Genomic DNA, 15,470 nt, shown 5'->3' on the forward strand with positions numbered 1-15,470 from the left:
TTGATTAGGTAACATTTAAGGTCGATAGGCCTCCGTCGACACCAATAACTTGCCCGCTCATCCATGCGTTCTCATCGCTCAATAGGAATACTGCAATATTGGCCATATCCAAGGGAGATCCAATTTTCTTTAAGGGATGGCGATTGGCCATCAGTTCACGTTTTTTATCATTGCTCAATAATCGGGAAGCTAATGGGGTGTCTGTTAGAGAAGGCGCAATGACATTAACCCGTATTTTTGGGGCATATTCTGCGGCTAAGGATTTGGCAAAACCTTCAATAGCCCCTTTGGAAGCGGCAACACTGGTATGAAAGGGCATCCCTATTTTTACGGCAACACTGCTAAAAAATACCATACTAGCTCCTTCGGCCATTTTGTGGATGATGTTCTTAATAACCTTTACCAAGCCGAAAAAATTAAGCTCCATATCCTTATAAAAGGTATCGGTGTCTAACATTTTAAAAGGCTTTAAGCTAATGCTCCCTGGTAAATATACAAACCCATGTAATTCATCGGGAAGGAGAGTAGGGGCTAGGTCGTCCTTGGTAACATCGAAAGGGATATGATGAACCCTTAATTCATCTAAATCTCCCAGGTCCCTTGAGGCGATGTAAAGGGTATGCTCCTGTGATAATTGTTTCGCAATAGCAAGTCCGATCCCTTTAGAACCGCCAATCATTAGTATGTTTTTCTTCATGTCAGAACGATTTTAAGTGAAATTCCGTTGGTTTTCCTGTAATGCTTCCAAATAGCTCGGTAAGTTTTTGTTCTCTATAGCTAAATATTTGCTGAAGTTGTTTTTTAACAATAATCGGGTGGACAAGTTGGCCCAAGATTCCGAAGGGAACTTTATAGTCGATGATATCTTCCAATGCTACCCCTTCCGAAATAGGACGTATAAAATGCTTATGGTGCCACAGGGAGTAAGGCCCAAAACGCTGTTCGTCTACAAAGTATTCTCCTTCCTTGACATGGGTTATTTCTGTTACCCATTTAGTCGTATATCCTTTAAAAGGAGAAACTTTATACTGGATAATCTGCCCGGGATACATTTTTTTGCCGTTTCCAGAGAGAATATGGAACCCCATATGTGGTGGGGTTATTATTTTAAGATTTTCAGGTTTGGACAAAAACTCCCAAGCCTCCTCAGTGGAAATGGGAAGTGATTGTTTGGCGTGAAGTTGATATAATTTCATAGCTGCATTTACACAAATATAATTATTTTGTTTAACAATAAATAAAAAAGAATAAACAAAACTTAATTAAGTACTCAGGCTTGGATACTAAACCCGTGCTAGTATCTTATTATTATGACATCGGATCATAGCTAGCTGTATCGCTTTAATTTATGAAAATAAATTAAAGGATGGATGTTTAATTATTGCGATAAGAGGTATCTTTTTAATTCGTAAATTAGTGAAAATCTTAAAAATCTTAGGAAAAATGAAAAAATTAGCACTTTTGGTCGTATCTGTATTAGCTTCTGCCGGGATGCAGGCCCAGATAATGACACCACAACCAAGTCCGGCTGCCAAGTTGAGTCAGACTGTTGGATTAACCGAAGTTACGGTAGAATACTCTAGGCCTTCTATGCGTGGGAGAACTATATTTGGAGACTTGGTCCCTTTTGACAAAATTTGGCGTACGGGTGCCAATGCAAGGACTACCATTAGTTTTAGCGAGAATGTAATGATAGATGGGCAGGAACTTACTGCGGGTTCTTACGCTATTTTTACCAAACCTACAGCAACTTCTTGGGATGTCTATTTTTATACCGATACCGACGGGGGAGGAACCCCAGCACAATGGGATGAAAGTAAAGTAGCGGCTAAGACTACTGCTGCCGTACACACCATGGAAATGCCCATAGAGACTTTTACCATTTCTATTGACGATCTTTCGGATACTTCGGCGACTTTGGGGATGCTTTGGGAAAATACCTATGTTGGTGTAAAGTTTGAGGTGCCAACTGACAAGGCGGTTATGAAAGGCATAGAAAAAGCCATGGCAGGACCAGGTGCTGGAGATTATTATGCGGCAGCTATATATTATATGAATGCCGGTAAGGACATTAACAAGGCCAAAGAATGGATGGATAAGGCTATGAGTATGACTCCTAAGCCTGCTTTTTGGCAATTAAGGCAAAAATCTTTGATCTATGCCAAAGCTGGTGATAAAAAAGGCGCTATCGCTGCTGCAAAAGAATCTTTGGCTGCTGCGCAAGCCGCCGGGAATGACGATTATATTAAGATGAATAAAGATTCCCTGAAAGAGTGGGGGGCCAAGTAAAAGGATACTTTCAAAATTATAAAGCTCGCCAAAACGGCGAGCTTTTTTTATGGTAATCATTGTATTTACTCAAAGATTTATCAATTAGATGGAGCTTCTTCGAAGGCGTCTTATTACTTAGGACCTAGTACAATGCTAGATTGTTTTATCTTAATGGTATATTAGATTCATGTTACATTGTTTAATCTCCTTATTTCCAAATTCTCTATTTGCCTTGGTAACCGATAGGGATATTCCTGGGTTGTTATATTATGGCCGTTCTCTGCGTTAGGGACCGCGGCGGCATCCCCGCAGCGGAGCAAGGGATATAGCCAAGGGCCCGCCCACCGAAGGGGGGAACGCCCAAAACAATACGCTAAAAAGCCATCAGAATTAAAATTAACACTGAACTAATTACATAATTCTACAATCCCTTATGCTATTTAAGAACCATAATCCCGATACTATTATGGGGTAGAAGTGGTTGATCTTAATCGATTAAATCCTTCAAGAATAGTTGCTATAGAAATAACAAGGCCACAGCCAAAGGCATTTAACCATAAATAAGACATCCAGTCATCGCTAAATCCCCAAATAATAATTACTTGGGTGATCAGGGCAGCTACAAATACCGCATTGCCTTTTATAAATTTAAAGAAGAAGGCGATTAGGAAAATGCCAAGGACATTGCCATAAAAGATAGAACCGATGATATTGACCAATTGTATTAGGTTGTCAAAAAGGTTGGCAATATTGGCGATCATAATGGCTATTATTCCCCACAATAAGGTAAAGATTTTCGACACTTTTACGTAATGCGTTTGGGTTAAGGCGCCCTTGGTATTGCGCTGATAAAGGTCTAAGGCGGTAATAGTACCCAATGCATTTAATTCCGATGCCGTAGAGGACATGGCTGCCGATAGAATTACCGCCAACAATAAACCAATGAGCCCTTTAGGGAGATAGTTTAATATAAAATGGATAAAAACATAGTCCTTGTCATTGGTTTCTACCGTCTCATCGGCTTTTTTGATCAGTGCTTTTGCCGATTCCCTATTCGTACGTTCTATTTTATTGATATGGACGATTTTCTTTTTGGCTTCTTCCGTGGCCCCGTATTCTTTAAGGTCTAGGGCAGTAGAAAATTTGTTCTGAGCCATTCTTTTTTCGGCTTCCAAACGTAAGTGCTCATCTTCTAGGAGTTGGTATTCCTTGGCGTAAGGAGAATTGGTAATAGCATTGGTAGCGGCCGGATTGAAATTTAATGGCGAATGGTTGTACTGGAAAAATACAAAGACCATAACCCCTACCAATAGAATGAAAAACTGCATGGGGATTTTTAATAGGCCGTTAAAAATAAGTCCAAGCTGACTTTCGCGTACTGTTTTCCCGGACAGATAACGTTGTACCTGGCTCTGATCGGTGCCAAAATAGGCCAAGGCTAGGAATAGTCCACCGGTAATTCCACTCCAAAAAGTATAGCGGCTAGTGGTATTAAAACTAAAATCCAAGATGTTTAATTTATCACTGGCACCAGCAATTTTAAGGGCTTTGTTAAAGGTGATATCATCTGGTAGGTACTTCATGATAAAAAAGAAGGCCATGAACATTCCGCACATGATCACAAACATCTGTTGCTTTTGGGTAACGCTCACCGCTTTCGTTCCTCCAGATACCGTATAGATAATAACTAAAATACCTATAATGATATTAAGGGTCTTTAAATCCCATCCCAATACTGCCGATAAAATAATAGAGGGGGCAAAAATGGTTATCCCGGCCGAGAGTCCGCGTTGGATTAAAAAGAGCAGGGCTGCGAGGGTTCTTGTCTTTACATCGAATCGATTTTCCAAAAATTCGTAGGCCGTATATACTTTGAGCCTATGGTAGATGGGAACAAATACGATGGAAATGATAATCATGGCTATGGGCAGTCCAAAATAGAATTGAACAAAGCCCATTCCGTCATGAAACGCTTGCCCTGGGGTAGATAAAAAGGTAATTGCACTGGCCTGGGTAGCCATAACAGACAAGCCTATAGTGCCCCATTTAGCATCGCTTCCTCCTAAAACATAATCTTTAACATCTTTACTTCCTTTAGTCTTCCAAACGCCAAAAGCAACAATAAAAAGCAGGGTTCCGCAAAGTATAATCCAATCTAAACTTGCCATATTATGAATTTCCGGTCATTATAAAATAAAAAACAACGATGTAAATTATATTCATGGCAATAACCAAGGTATATTCTTTTTTCCATTCAAACTTATTGAGCATAGGGAAGTATTTATGGTTTTTTATTATTGTTTTTCTCTTTTATCAAGGGAAAGCATATTCGCAAATAGCTTAAAGGCACCTGGGACCCCGGCAGGTAATTCTCTAAAGAAACTTAAGCCGGTATACATATAATACCCTTTACCATATGGCGCTACTAAAAGGCTGCCTTTTAAGGCTTCTTCTCCTTGGTCGTGCATGGATAGAATAGGGGTAAATTCCTTGGACCATTGGTCGGGAAAATACAGGCCTCTTTCTTGGACCCATCCGTCAAAGTCCTTCGCAGTAATTATATTGGGAGTGGTCACCACCGGATGGTTTTTAGCAAGTATTTCTACGGCAGAGTTTTCTTCCGTCACTCTATCACGTGACAAGGAAAGAGGGTAGGGGGCCAAGTTCTCCATGCCTTTACCACTTCTGTCGACCGTATTGTATTGAATTATGAGATTACCGCCTTCTTTTACATAATCCATTAAAAAAGGTTGTTTAAATTTTAGATCGGCATTCACATTATACGCCCTGATCCCAACAACGACAGCATCGAATTGGGATAAGGTTCCGCTTTTGATGGTCATGGGGTCAATTTTATGAACCTTATATCCTATTTGTTCCAAGCTTTCTGGAATATCATCTCCAGCCCCTACAATATACCCGATATGTTCACCAGCCTTATCAATGTTTATTCTGACCACTTTGGTTTCAGTCGGAAGAAGCACCGTTTGCTTGGGAATATGGTCATAAGAAATTTCTATCAACTCCTTGGAGATCTCTTCCCCGTTGACTTTAATTATTGGAGAAACATAGCTCTCGTCTTCTTCGGTAGGAGGGGACAATTGAAAGCTAATAGTTGTTTGATCGCCCTTCTTTTCAATATTAAAAAATTGCACTTCTTTATCTACTTCCCAGCCTTTGCCATAATGGAGTTGAATTTCGCCCTTTAGGTTGTCTTTATGTGCCCTTATAGTAATGGGAATAAGTTTTGGCTGATCATTTGGGAAAATTAGGACTTTATCCTTAATACTGGCCGAAGCTTTAGGCAACACAACGAAGTCTTGGTATAATTCTCCTTTATCGGGTTTGGAATACCGGTACACTACGGGTTTTTTAATACGCATTGGGTAACCGTTCAGTGTCAATTCAAAAGTAACTTCAAAAGCCGCAGGTGATTCTGGTCTGCCAATCAATTCTTGATCCTTCACGGTATACATGCCAATACTTCCTTTTTCGATCAACCAATAAGGCGTGGTATAAGGCGTGTTTTTTGGAATGTCCAAATTCATCTGAAAAGATTCCTTATCGTTTTCTTTTAAGACGATGTTTTTATGTTCTTCCTGCCCATTTGCAATGGAGACCGATTTTAGCGTTATGGCATTGCTGCTTCTATTGAGCACTTCGATATTAATAGGGAGGTTACCGCCAGGATACATATGAGGGGCTGTGGCTGAGGCCTCTAGGTACAAGCCGTTTATGTCTAGGATGATATTTTCTAAGGCTTTTGTTTTTAAGGATCTCCAATAGGCGTCTTTCAGTTGTTGTATGGCCTTATGGGCTTTCAATAAGGCCGGTAAGTGTTTGGCGGGATTGGTAAAATCGAATTCCTTTTCCAAGGCGTACAAAATTTTACCTACGGCCTCACCGCCTTCTACACGAGACCAACTAGTGTCTATTCCCTCGAATACATTGGTAGGGTCCTTGGGAGTATTGCCTTTTAATAATTCTAGATATTCCTTTTCACTACCCCTGTTACTTAGTCTACCGAAGCCTTGGCATAGGTGTTGGCTACTGGCCAATGCGGCAATTTCGTTATTCGATAGGCCTTTTAAGGGATAATAGACCCCTACGTCTAACGAAAGCATATTGGATTTATTGGCTTTTAAAAATTTATCTTCGCTGCCGTAAAACCACCAAGAGGTATTAAAAAACAGTCGTTTGGGCTGCCATACTTCTGTAGACTCTAATTGGTTGGGGAATACGGATGGATCGTTGGCCAAATCAAAAGCTTCGACACTTAACATGGCCGATGAGGTATGATGGCCATGGGTAGATCCCGGGCTTCTATGATCGAATCTATTGATAATGACATCTGGTTTAAAATTCCGTATAATCCATACGACGTCATTTAAAACAGCTTCCTTATCCCATATTTTTAAAGTTTCATTAGGATGTTTTGAATAGCCAAAATCATTGGCTCTGGTAAAGAACTGTTCTCCCCCGTCGATCCTTCTTGCCGCCAATAATTCCTGTGTCCTTAGGGTCCCCAATAACTCTCGTAATTCTGGACCTATCAAATTCTGCCCGCCATCGCCACGGGTTAAGGATAAGTAGCCCGTTTGAGCCTTGACTTCGTTTGAAAGATAGGAAATTAACCGAGTGTTTTCATCGTCGGGGTGGGCGGCAATGTATAAGGCGGTACCTAAAAAATTTAATTTCTGTAGGGAATGGTATATATCGGTAGCGCTACTTTTTATAGGGGCTTGAGAGATAAGAGCGTTATGAAAAAAAAGTAGTCCTATAATTGAAGCCAAAAAAGTGCGCATATCGTTTATTTAAAAGATGTGAAAAAAATAGAAAGATATAAATGATAGTTATTTAAAACAACGCTAAATGCTTATAAATCATCAGTACTGTCTTTTGAATCCTCATAAGTCTGAATTAATACTACTGCTTTTTGTAACATTAGGTTATTGGGATAGGTCATCAGTTCTCCATTGGTTCTTCGAAGATGAACATGAAAACCACGAATATCGTCTATAAAGAAAATTTCATCGTTGAGATCTATTTCCTTGTCCATTATTTTAATCCGGTCGCCAATTTTAAAAGGAAAGGAAAAGAATAAGATAATACCCGAGGTGATATTACTTAGAATTGACCATTGGGCAAATAGGGCCACACCAATAACGGCAAAGACCGAGGAAAAAATCAACCCTAATTTTTGGAAATCCACACCCCAAATGAAGGTGAGGGCTACAATACCGACAAAAGTAATGGTAATATTAGAAAATTTAATAATAAGCCTGGTTCTCACCTCGTGGATATCACTTAGTTTTCCGACTTTTTTAATTGCTTTTGCTCCTAAAAACTTTAGAACAAGTAATATTACAACTAAAATGAGGGTCCCTAAGATTTGCTCGTCGTAGTTAATCAAAAATGTTTCCATAAATTATAATCCTAAACTATCACGCAAAAATACATGCCTATTTTGATTTTCTTTCCAATATGCACGGTTTAAAGTTTTAATTTTTGAAGCCTTGGAGGTAAGTATTTGAGCATTAGGGCCGAAGCCGCTTTTGTAGCTTTCTGTCCAGCCTTCAATATAATACGGGAAGGCGGTATTGAAGGTAATGCGCAATGTTCTTTCGAGTTTGGGATAGTGTAAGGTATAGGTTTTTTGGCCAATATCGTCATTTATGGAGGCGGTAGCTTCGTAGGCTTTTAATTCCTGATGTGAAAAACGCAGGTATTCCATAGATGGAATCATGGTGATTGTTCCCAGGGGCAAGTTGTTGGGGTCGATCCGTATTTTATTCCAGATTTCATTTTCCAAATGAGTTTTCGCCAACTGTATTTTTTGATCCCCTTCGGAAGCAAAATAAGAGAAAGACGCCACATCAAAATGCTCCCTATTATTTAATTGTACATACACATGGCCACACCATTCCTGTACTGTGGTCGATAATTTTATGGCGTGTTGTTGGTCGGAAACCGGATAAAAACTGCTATTCATGACAGAGTAGGGGTAAATGCCGGTTAGGAAGTTTTTGGTGCTATTGAGTTTTAATACTGGAATATTATCGGGGTGGTGCTCATCGGCCTTCACTTGTTGATCGGCAAAAAAGGGTTCGGTTACATAAACAAGGACGGCGCTTCCTTCCCTTATTTCTCCGTAGCGGGCTTGTTCTAGCGTATAGGAGGTGATTTCTGCCGTACCGCCATACCAGTACTTTTTAAACTCTTCAGAGCGTTGGGCGATGGGCTTGGTAGGGGCCTTTTCTCTTTTGGCCGTTGCTTCTATATTTTTATCCTCTTTTTTAGAGGTTTGATTACAGGAAGTCAGCAAAACAGAAAAGACCAACAATGGTATCACTTGAGCTATTTTAAATATTTTCATGAAGTATGGTTTCCATAAAAATATTTAAAATAATTTACCCCACCATGCGCATTAACGTTTTGTACACCAAATGGGTCGGTAAACCTACTACATTGGCGTAGGAACCTTGGATTTCCTCAATACCGATCAGTCCTATCCACTCTTGTATTCCATAGCCTCCGGCTTTGTCAAATGGCTTGTAGTTTTTTATGTAATACCAGATTTCATCCTCACTGAGTTCCTTAAATTTTACCTTGGTGGTATGGTTGACGGTTTCTTGTTTTTTAAGGGTCGTAAAACATACCGATGTAATCACCTCGTGCCAGTCATTGGACAAGGTTTTTAGCATTTGAAAAGCCTCTTGCTCATTGGCAGGTTTTGCCAAGGATTTGTTTTGGTGCCATACCACGGTGTCGGAGGTCACTAGGATATCCATTTCCTCTAAGCTGTCGTCAAAGGCGGCTGCTTTTAGTTCCGACAAATAATCCGATATTTGTGCTCCCTGTAATTCTAAGGGGTATACTTCGTCTACCGGTTTGGCCTGAACCCAAAAATCAATGCCCAATTCCCTAAAAAACTGTTGCCTTCTTGGGGAACCAGAAGCTAAGATGACCTGATAGCCGGCAAGTTTTTCCTGTAGCATCATTTTAATCGTTTTTAGCACTAAAATTTTCCATCCAATCTCCTCTTACCTTTAAGACTTGTTCGATAACATCGCGAACACAGCCATCGCCACCGTTCTTGTGCGAAATATATTTGGCAACCCCTTTCACTTCCGGTACCGCATTTTGTGGACACGTAGGTAGTCCTGCCAATTCCATAGGGGGAATGTCGGGGATATCATCGCCCATATAAAGGACGTTTTTAGGATCTATATTGTATATGTCCAGGTATTCGTCAAAAGGATCTATTTTATGATGGGCCCCCATATGGATATCGGTAACGCCCAAGCCACGTAACCGTACTCTGACCCCTTCATTGGTACCACCAGAGATGATACAAACATTGTAGCCTTTTTGAATTGCGACCTTTACGGCATAACCGTCTTTAACACTCATCGTTCTTAATAACTCACCTTCCGAGGTAACCATTACTGAGCCATCGGTAAAAACTCCGTCCACATCAAATACGAAGGTGGTAATATTTTCTAATAGTTCTTTATAACTTTTGTCCATAGGTTTCTTTAATCGATTTACTTAACAAGCTGTAAATATCTTTATAAATTTTCTTATCGAGTTGATTTTGGTGTCTTTCTAGTGTCATGCTATCGTTTCGCTTTGCGGGCCCCGTTTGGGCATCATAGGGAGACAACTGATCTAGTTTTTGAACCGTTTCTTTAATTAAGGGCAGCAACACCTCAAACGGCACTTTATTTTCCTGGCATACTTCCCGACCAATGTGAAAGAGGTGATTGGTGAAATTATTGACGAAAACTGCTGCCAAATGAATGCTTTTTCGCTGTTCACTAGAAATTTCAAATACCTTATCCGAGATAACGGCGGCCAATTGTTGTAATAACTTTAGGTCTTTTTGGTTTTCTGCTTCTATACAGAGCGGCACGCTTTTGAAATCTATTTTCTTTCCCGGGCTAAAAGTCTGTAAGGGGTAAAAAACGCCTCTTCTATTTTTAGTGAGCAATGCCTGCATGGGCACACTACCGGAAGTGTGTACTACGAGGCCTTGTTTATGGGCAAGTTTTTTGGCCACTTCGGCTATAGCATCGTCACTAACAGCTATAATATATACGTCTGCTTCTTCAATGGCATGATATCCTATACTGGTTAATGTTTTATTGGTAAAGGAAGATATCGAGGCTTCACTGCGACCAATGAGTTGTTTGACCACTATCGCATCATACTGCAAAAAAGTATCCAACAAATGTTCGGCAACAGTACCGCTGCCTAAAATTACAATCGAAATCATGCCCAAAAGTAAATATTAAATCAAAAACGCAATGGTTCTTTTCAAGAAGTTTTTTATTCGGGTATTCATAATAAGATGTAGCAACAACCGACTGAAGGTGTCCCATACTTTTCTGCTGAATTTAGCGGTGAGTTTTTAAGGAATACAAAAAGCTTAATTCTTGTGGTGTGCCTGTCAATTATTGGGGATGACGTTTTTGTGTAACATATTTAATTAAAAGTGAAAAATACTCGTCAATTAACAAAAGATTTGATATTTAAACCTATAGAAAGACGTATTTTCGCAATTTTAAATTTAACCTTTTTCTTGTAAGATGACCGAACTCTTTAAAAAGTTTTTCTTTTCTACCCGTTTAATGGCAGTATTGTACGTAGTATTTGCAACTGCAATGGCCTTTGGAACCTTTATTGAAAGCTGGTATAGCACAGATACCGCCAGAATTTGGATTTATAACACCACATGGTTCGAAGCTATCATGGTGTTCTTTGTAATTAATTTTATAGGCAATATTGCGCGTTATAAATTATTGCGTTTAGAGAAATGGGCCGTTTTACTGCTACACCTTTCTTGGATCCTGATTATTATAGGAGCCTTTGTTACTAGATATATAAGTTTTGAAGGAGTAATGCCGATACGAGAAGGGGAAACGGAGAATGTGTTTTACTCTGACAAAACGTTTTTGACGGTTTATGTTGATGGAGAAATTGACGGAGAACCTAGACGAAAGATTTTGGAAGATGCTATTTTGGTAACGCCCGAAGCACTAAGATCTAATTTACCTTGGAATTCTGATTATAACGGTCAAGACTTTAAGGTTTCTTATGTAGACTTTATTGGAGGTGCCAAAGAAGGGCTTATAGAAGATGCCAATGGAAAAGAATATTTAAAAATTGTCGAAGCCGGGGATGGCGACAGACATGATCACTATTTAGAAAACGGACAAGTTTCTAGTATTCATAATGTGCTTTTCGCGCTGAATAAAATGACGGAAGGTGCTATTAATATTATCGGTAAGGACGGGGAGTTCCAAATAACGTCGCCCTTCGAAGGGGATTTTATGAGGATGGCCGACCAATTTCAGGGAACGGTAACTAAGGATAGCTTGCAAACCTTACAATTACGCTCTTTATATAATATGGCAGGAATGCAATTCGTAATTCCAGATCCTATGGTAAAAGGTTCCTATGGTGTGGTAGCCATTCCTGAAGATGAAAAAACAGAAAATGACCTTAATGCACTGGTGTTGGATGTTACTAGTAATGGTGAAACGGTGCGAAAAAAATTATTAGGTGCCAGAGGGACGTCCAATTTTTCGGGGAATTTTGAGGTAGGCGGATTAAAGTTTAATATGAGTTATGGTTCCAAGGTATATCAGTTGCCCTTTGGCGTTAAATTGAACGATTTCATTGCGGAAAGACATCCAGGAACAGAAAACAGTTACTCTTCCTTTATGAGTAAGGTAACCATTGAGGACGAGCGTCCATTTGACTACGATATTTATATGAACCATATTTTAGACCATAAGGGGTACCGCTTCTTTCAGGCAAGTTTTCACCCTGATGAAAAAGGGACTGTACTTTCTGTGAACCACGATTTTTGGGGAACATGGATCACTTATATTGGTTATTTTTTACTGTATGCAGGCTTAATGGGAATAATGTTTTTTGGTAAGACAAGATTTAAGGATTTAGGAGAATCTTTAGAAAAATTAAAAAAGAAAAGAACGAAGATAGTAGCCGTTCTGGCCTTAGGACTAGGGTTAAATGTTATGGCGCAGGAAAAACCTGCAGGTGAGCATGAGCATGGCAACATGCCTACGGCACAAGAGATCGATTCTTTGTTGCACGCTATCACCCCGTCCAAGGCACATGCTGCCGAGTTTGCCAAATTGGTCATCCAGGATGAAGGGGGTAGAATGAAGCCTATAAATACTTTTTCTTCAGAGCTCTTAAGGAAATTGAGCCTAAAGGATAAGTTTATGGATTTCAATTCTGATCAGGTATTTCTTTCTATGATGCTGAATCCGGCCGTATGGTACAATACCGAATTTATTGCCTTGGACAAAAAAGGTCAGAACGATAGTCTTAGAAAAATTATTGGCGTTGAGGAAGGAAAACGATATGTGAAGGCTACCGATTTCTTTGATAGTAAGGGACAATACAAACTAGCACCTTATTTAAAGGATGCGTATAGTACAAATCATCCTAATAAATTTGAGCAGGATTTTAAAGATATAGACGGACGTTTGGTATTGTTGAACAGGGCGTTAAGTGGTGAGATTATAAAAATATTTCCACTGTTGAACCACGAAAACAATAAATGGATTTCTGCGATTGAATATCGTGGCGGACAATTTGAAGTTCAAGACTCGCTTTACGGTAACTTTATCAAGAACTCCGTGCCATTCTACTTAATGAGCTTGCAAAAAGCCAAGAAGAGCGGAGATTATTCGGAAGCCGATAAATTATTGGCTGCTTTTAAAAAGAATCAGGAAAATCACGGTAGTGAGGTGTTGCCTTCGGAAAACAAGATAAAGGCCGAAATTTTTTATAATAAAGCCGATGTTTTTAACAAGCTTTATAAATATTATGCCTTGGTAGGGTTTCTGATGTTTACAATATTGGTATTCCAAATTATTAAAGAAAGAAAGATATATAGTGTTAGTGTAAGCGCTTTAAAAGTAATTATATACGTGTTTTTTGCAGCTCACACGGCAGGTCTTATTATGAGATGGTATATTTCTGGACACGCTCCTTGGAGTGATGCTTATGAAAGTATACTATATGTGTCATGGGCAACCTTGGGAATGGGATTATTATTCACAACCAAGAGTAATATGACCGTAGCGGCATCTACTTTTGTGACCGCTATGTTGTTATGGATAGCGCATCAGAGTTGGGTAGATCCTGCTATAGCCAATCTACAACCTGTTTTGGATAGTTATTGGTTAATGATCCATGTTGCTGTGATCGTAGGTAGCTATGGTCCGCTTACGGTAGGGATGATATTAGGGGTTGTTTGTTTAATTTTGATGGTGATTACCAATGAAGAGAACAAAAAGAGAATGGCTATAAACATTCAGGAACTTACTATCATTAATGAATTGTCTTTGACGACAGGTTTGGTGATGTTGACCATAGGAAACTTCTTGGGAGGACAATGGGCCAATGAGAGTTGGGGCCGCTATTGGGGATGGGATCCTAAGGAAACTTGGGCCCTGATTTCTATTATGGTGTATGCCTTTGTGATACATACCAGATTGGTTCCTGGTTTAAGAGGCCGTTGGACGTTTAATTTCATGAGTATTGTAGCTTTTGCTAGTATTATGATGACCTATTTTGGTGTGAATTTCTATTTAGTCGGGTTGCATAGTTATGCTAGTGGGTCACAAGTGATTACCCCTACCTTTATTTACTATACAGTATTTGGCGTAGTAGTCCTTGGGGCGGTGAGCTATTGGAGGTATAAAATATTTTATTCTAAATAAGTTCTATTTTCCAATTTCTTTAAGAAAAAATCTAAAATGTCCTAGCGGTACCCGCTAGGACATTTTTTTTTATTTTTTTGCGATCAACCTTAGGGTTGGGCTGAAAACTTACTGGCCGTAGTCGTGGCCAAATAACTGGGGTGTGTAAAAAACATTTCCGATGATTTTTTTTGTAATTTTAAATTGTAAAATCAATCTCATTCATAGTTATGGCAGAACGAAAAGAAGGAATCAACACTATATGTACACATTTTGGTGAATTAGAAGATACCGTTTATAAAGGGGCGGTATCGCCATTATATATGAGCACGTCCTATGCCTTTGAAGAGGTAGCAGTAAAGCGTTATCCGCGGTATTTTAATACCCCTAACCAGGTAGCTTTGGCTCAAAAAATTGCAGCATTGGAACATGCCGAAGCAGCTTTGATTTTTGGTAGCGGAATGGCGGCAATTAGTACTTCCTTATTGGCTTTTTTACAAGCAGGCGACCACGTGGTATTGCAGAAAACCCTATACGGGGGCACCTACAATTTAGTGACGGAGGAATTTGGGAAATTTGGTATTTCCTATTCTTTTACCGATGGTCTGAAGGCGGAAGATTTTGAAGCTAAAATTCAGGAGAATACAAAGGTGGTTTATATCGAAACACCATCGAATCCCTTACTGACCATTACCGATTTAAAAGCAGTAGCTGCTCTGTGTAAAAAACACAATATCATATCCATGATCGATAATACCTTTGCCAGTCCTGTGAACCAAAACCCTATAGACTTTGGGATCGATGTGGTTCTCCACAGTGCAACGAAGTATATGGGAGGGCATTCGGATATATTGGCAGGGGCAGTGGCCACAACGGACGACTATATTCACCGTATCTTTCATTTGGCCAAGAATCTGGGCGGTAGTTTAAGTGATTATACGGTATGGCTCCTAGAAAGAAGTATAAAAACGATGGGCATAAGGGTCCGGGCCCAAAATGAAAATGCCCAACAAATGGCAGCGTATTTGGCACAGCATAAGGATATAAAAACTGTGTATTATCCAGGGCTGCCGTCTCATCCCGATCATGAAATAGCCAAGGCTCAAATGAAAGGGTTTGGCGGAATGCTGTCTTTTGAACTACAAGAGGGAATCGATGCTTCGGAATTTCAAAAATCCCTACAGCTTATAAAATCATCGATGAGTTTGGCAGGAGTAGAGAGTACTATGCTTTCTCCGACAAAAACCTCTCACGCCCTATTGAGTGCCGAAGAGAGAAAACGTCAGGGAATAGCCGATGGGTTAATACGGTTTTCCGTGGGCATCGAAGAAGTACAGGATTTGATGGCAGATATCGACCAAGCCTTGGAAAATGTAAAATCAAATTCAACGATAAAATTGCCTTAGACCTTAGAAGGTGCCGGGAATGCGAAAGCTGCCATAAAATATCTCCCAA

General features: G+C 39.7%; 12 protein-coding genes. 3 read left to right on the plus strand and 9 right to left on the minus strand.

Annotation, left to right across the window (positions count from 1 at the left end):
* Positions 1-4: 4 nt before the first annotated feature.
* Together HCG49_RS09995 and HCG49_RS10000 are read right to left on the minus strand one after the other, a co-directional pair.
* Entirely contained in the window at positions 5-697 is a 693-nt protein-coding gene (locus HCG49_RS09995) for an SDR family NAD(P)-dependent oxidoreductase (protein ID WP_168469393.1), read from the minus strand.
* A 1-nt stretch (position 698) separates the two neighbouring features.
* On the minus strand, positions 699-1,196 hold the full coding sequence (locus HCG49_RS10000) for an SRPBCC family protein (RefSeq protein ID WP_168469394.1): 498 nt from the start codon (positions 1,194-1,196) through the stop codon (positions 699-701).
* A gap of 247 nt (positions 1,197-1,443) precedes the next feature.
* Between HCG49_RS10000 and HCG49_RS10005 the strand changes: the two genes are divergently transcribed.
* The gene (locus HCG49_RS10005; protein ID WP_168469395.1) at positions 1,444-2,289 is read left to right on the plus strand and encodes a DUF2911 domain-containing protein; all 846 of its coding nucleotides are present in this window, start codon (positions 1,444-1,446) and stop codon (positions 2,287-2,289) included.
* Positions 2,290-2,735: 446 nt separating this feature from the next.
* Here HCG49_RS10005 and HCG49_RS10010 read toward each other — a convergent pair whose 3' ends face one another.
* The 7 genes from HCG49_RS10010 to HCG49_RS10040 form a co-directional block, all read right to left on the minus strand.
* Entirely contained in the window at positions 2,736-4,439 is a 1,704-nt protein-coding gene (locus HCG49_RS10010; protein WP_168469396.1) for a sodium:solute symporter, read from the minus strand.
* A gap of 126 nt (positions 4,440-4,565) precedes the next feature.
* Positions 4,566-7,076, minus strand: a complete 2,511-nt coding sequence (locus HCG49_RS10015; RefSeq protein ID WP_168469397.1) for a PIG-L family deacetylase — start codon at positions 7,074-7,076, stop codon at positions 4,566-4,568.
* Positions 7,077-7,147: 71 nt separating this feature from the next.
* Positions 7,148-7,696 carry a mechanosensitive ion channel domain-containing protein gene (locus tag HCG49_RS10020; RefSeq protein WP_168469398.1) on the minus strand — a complete coding sequence of 183 codons (549 nt, stop codon included), beginning with the start codon at positions 7,694-7,696 and terminating at the stop codon, positions 7,148-7,150.
* A gap of 3 nt (positions 7,697-7,699) precedes the next feature.
* Positions 7,700-8,647: a septum formation inhibitor Maf gene (locus tag HCG49_RS10025; RefSeq protein ID WP_168469399.1), complete on the minus strand. Its 948-nt coding sequence runs from the start codon at positions 8,645-8,647 to the stop codon at positions 7,700-7,702.
* A 34-nt stretch (positions 8,648-8,681) separates the two neighbouring features.
* Positions 8,682-9,269 (minus strand): Maf-like protein, encoded by a 588-nt coding sequence (locus HCG49_RS10030; protein ID WP_168469499.1) that lies wholly within the window; start codon positions 9,267-9,269, stop codon positions 8,682-8,684.
* A gap of 4 nt (positions 9,270-9,273) precedes the next feature.
* On the minus strand, positions 9,274-9,801 hold the full coding sequence (locus tag HCG49_RS10035; RefSeq protein ID WP_168469400.1) for a KdsC family phosphatase: 528 nt from the start codon (positions 9,799-9,801) through the stop codon (positions 9,274-9,276).
* On the minus strand, positions 9,785-10,549 hold the full coding sequence (locus tag HCG49_RS10040) for a Rossmann-like and DUF2520 domain-containing protein (RefSeq protein WP_168469401.1): 765 nt from the start codon (positions 10,547-10,549) through the stop codon (positions 9,785-9,787). The genes HCG49_RS10035 and HCG49_RS10040 overlap by 17 nt, the downstream gene beginning before the upstream one ends.
* A 313-nt stretch (positions 10,550-10,862) precedes the next feature.
* Between HCG49_RS10040 and ccsA the strand changes: the two genes are divergently transcribed.
* On the plus strand, positions 10,863-14,036 hold the full coding sequence (ccsA, locus tag HCG49_RS10045; RefSeq protein ID WP_168469402.1) for a cytochrome c biogenesis protein CcsA: 3,174 nt from the start codon (positions 10,863-10,865) through the stop codon (positions 14,034-14,036).
* A gap of 209 nt (positions 14,037-14,245) precedes the next feature.
* Positions 14,246-15,421 carry a trans-sulfuration enzyme family protein gene (locus HCG49_RS10050; protein ID WP_168469403.1) on the plus strand — a complete coding sequence of 392 codons (1,176 nt, stop codon included), beginning with the start codon at positions 14,246-14,248 and terminating at the stop codon, positions 15,419-15,421.
* Positions 15,422-15,470 lie beyond the last annotated feature (49 nt).

It is taken from the genome of Arenibacter sp. 6A1 (assembly GCF_012272855.1).
Classification (GTDB): Bacteria; Bacteroidota; Bacteroidia; order Flavobacteriales; family Flavobacteriaceae; genus Arenibacter.

What these genes read in the sequence shown, in the direction of transcription:
- HCG49_RS10040 (WP_168469401.1), bottom strand. Translation starts at nt 10,549, where the DNA reads ATGATTTCGATTGTAATTTTAGGCAGCGGTACTGTTGCCGAACATTTG.
- ccsA (WP_168469402.1), top strand. Translation starts at nt 10,863, where the DNA reads ATGACCGAACTCTTTAAAAAGTTTTTCTTTTCTACCCGTTTAATGGCA.
- HCG49_RS10005 (WP_168469395.1), top strand. Translation starts at nt 1,444, where the DNA reads ATGAAAAAATTAGCACTTTTGGTCGTATCTGTATTAGCTTCTGCCGGG.
- HCG49_RS10050 (WP_168469403.1), top strand. Translation starts at nt 14,246, where the DNA reads ATGGCAGAACGAAAAGAAGGAATCAACACTATATGTACACATTTTGGT.
- HCG49_RS10020 (WP_168469398.1), bottom strand. Translation starts at nt 7,696, where the DNA reads ATGGAAACATTTTTGATTAACTACGACGAGCAAATCTTAGGGACCCTC.
- HCG49_RS10010 (WP_168469396.1), bottom strand. Translation starts at nt 4,439, where the DNA reads ATGGCAAGTTTAGATTGGATTATACTTTGCGGAACCCTGCTTTTTATT.
- HCG49_RS10025 (WP_168469399.1), bottom strand. Translation starts at nt 8,647, where the DNA reads ATGAAAATATTTAAAATAGCTCAAGTGATACCATTGTTGGTCTTTTCT.
- HCG49_RS10035 (WP_168469400.1), bottom strand. Translation starts at nt 9,801, where the DNA reads ATGGACAAAAGTTATAAAGAACTATTAGAAAATATTACCACCTTCGTA.
- HCG49_RS09995 (WP_168469393.1), bottom strand. Translation starts at nt 697, where the DNA reads ATGAAGAAAAACATACTAATGATTGGCGGTTCTAAAGGGATCGGACTT.
- HCG49_RS10030 (WP_168469499.1), bottom strand. Translation starts at nt 9,269, where the DNA reads ATGCTACAGGAAAAACTTGCCGGCTATCAGGTCATCTTAGCTTCTGGT.
- HCG49_RS10000 (WP_168469394.1), bottom strand. Translation starts at nt 1,196, where the DNA reads ATGAAATTATATCAACTTCACGCCAAACAATCACTTCCCATTTCCACT.
- HCG49_RS10015 (WP_168469397.1), bottom strand. Translation starts at nt 7,076, where the DNA reads ATGCGCACTTTTTTGGCTTCAATTATAGGACTACTTTTTTTTCATAAC.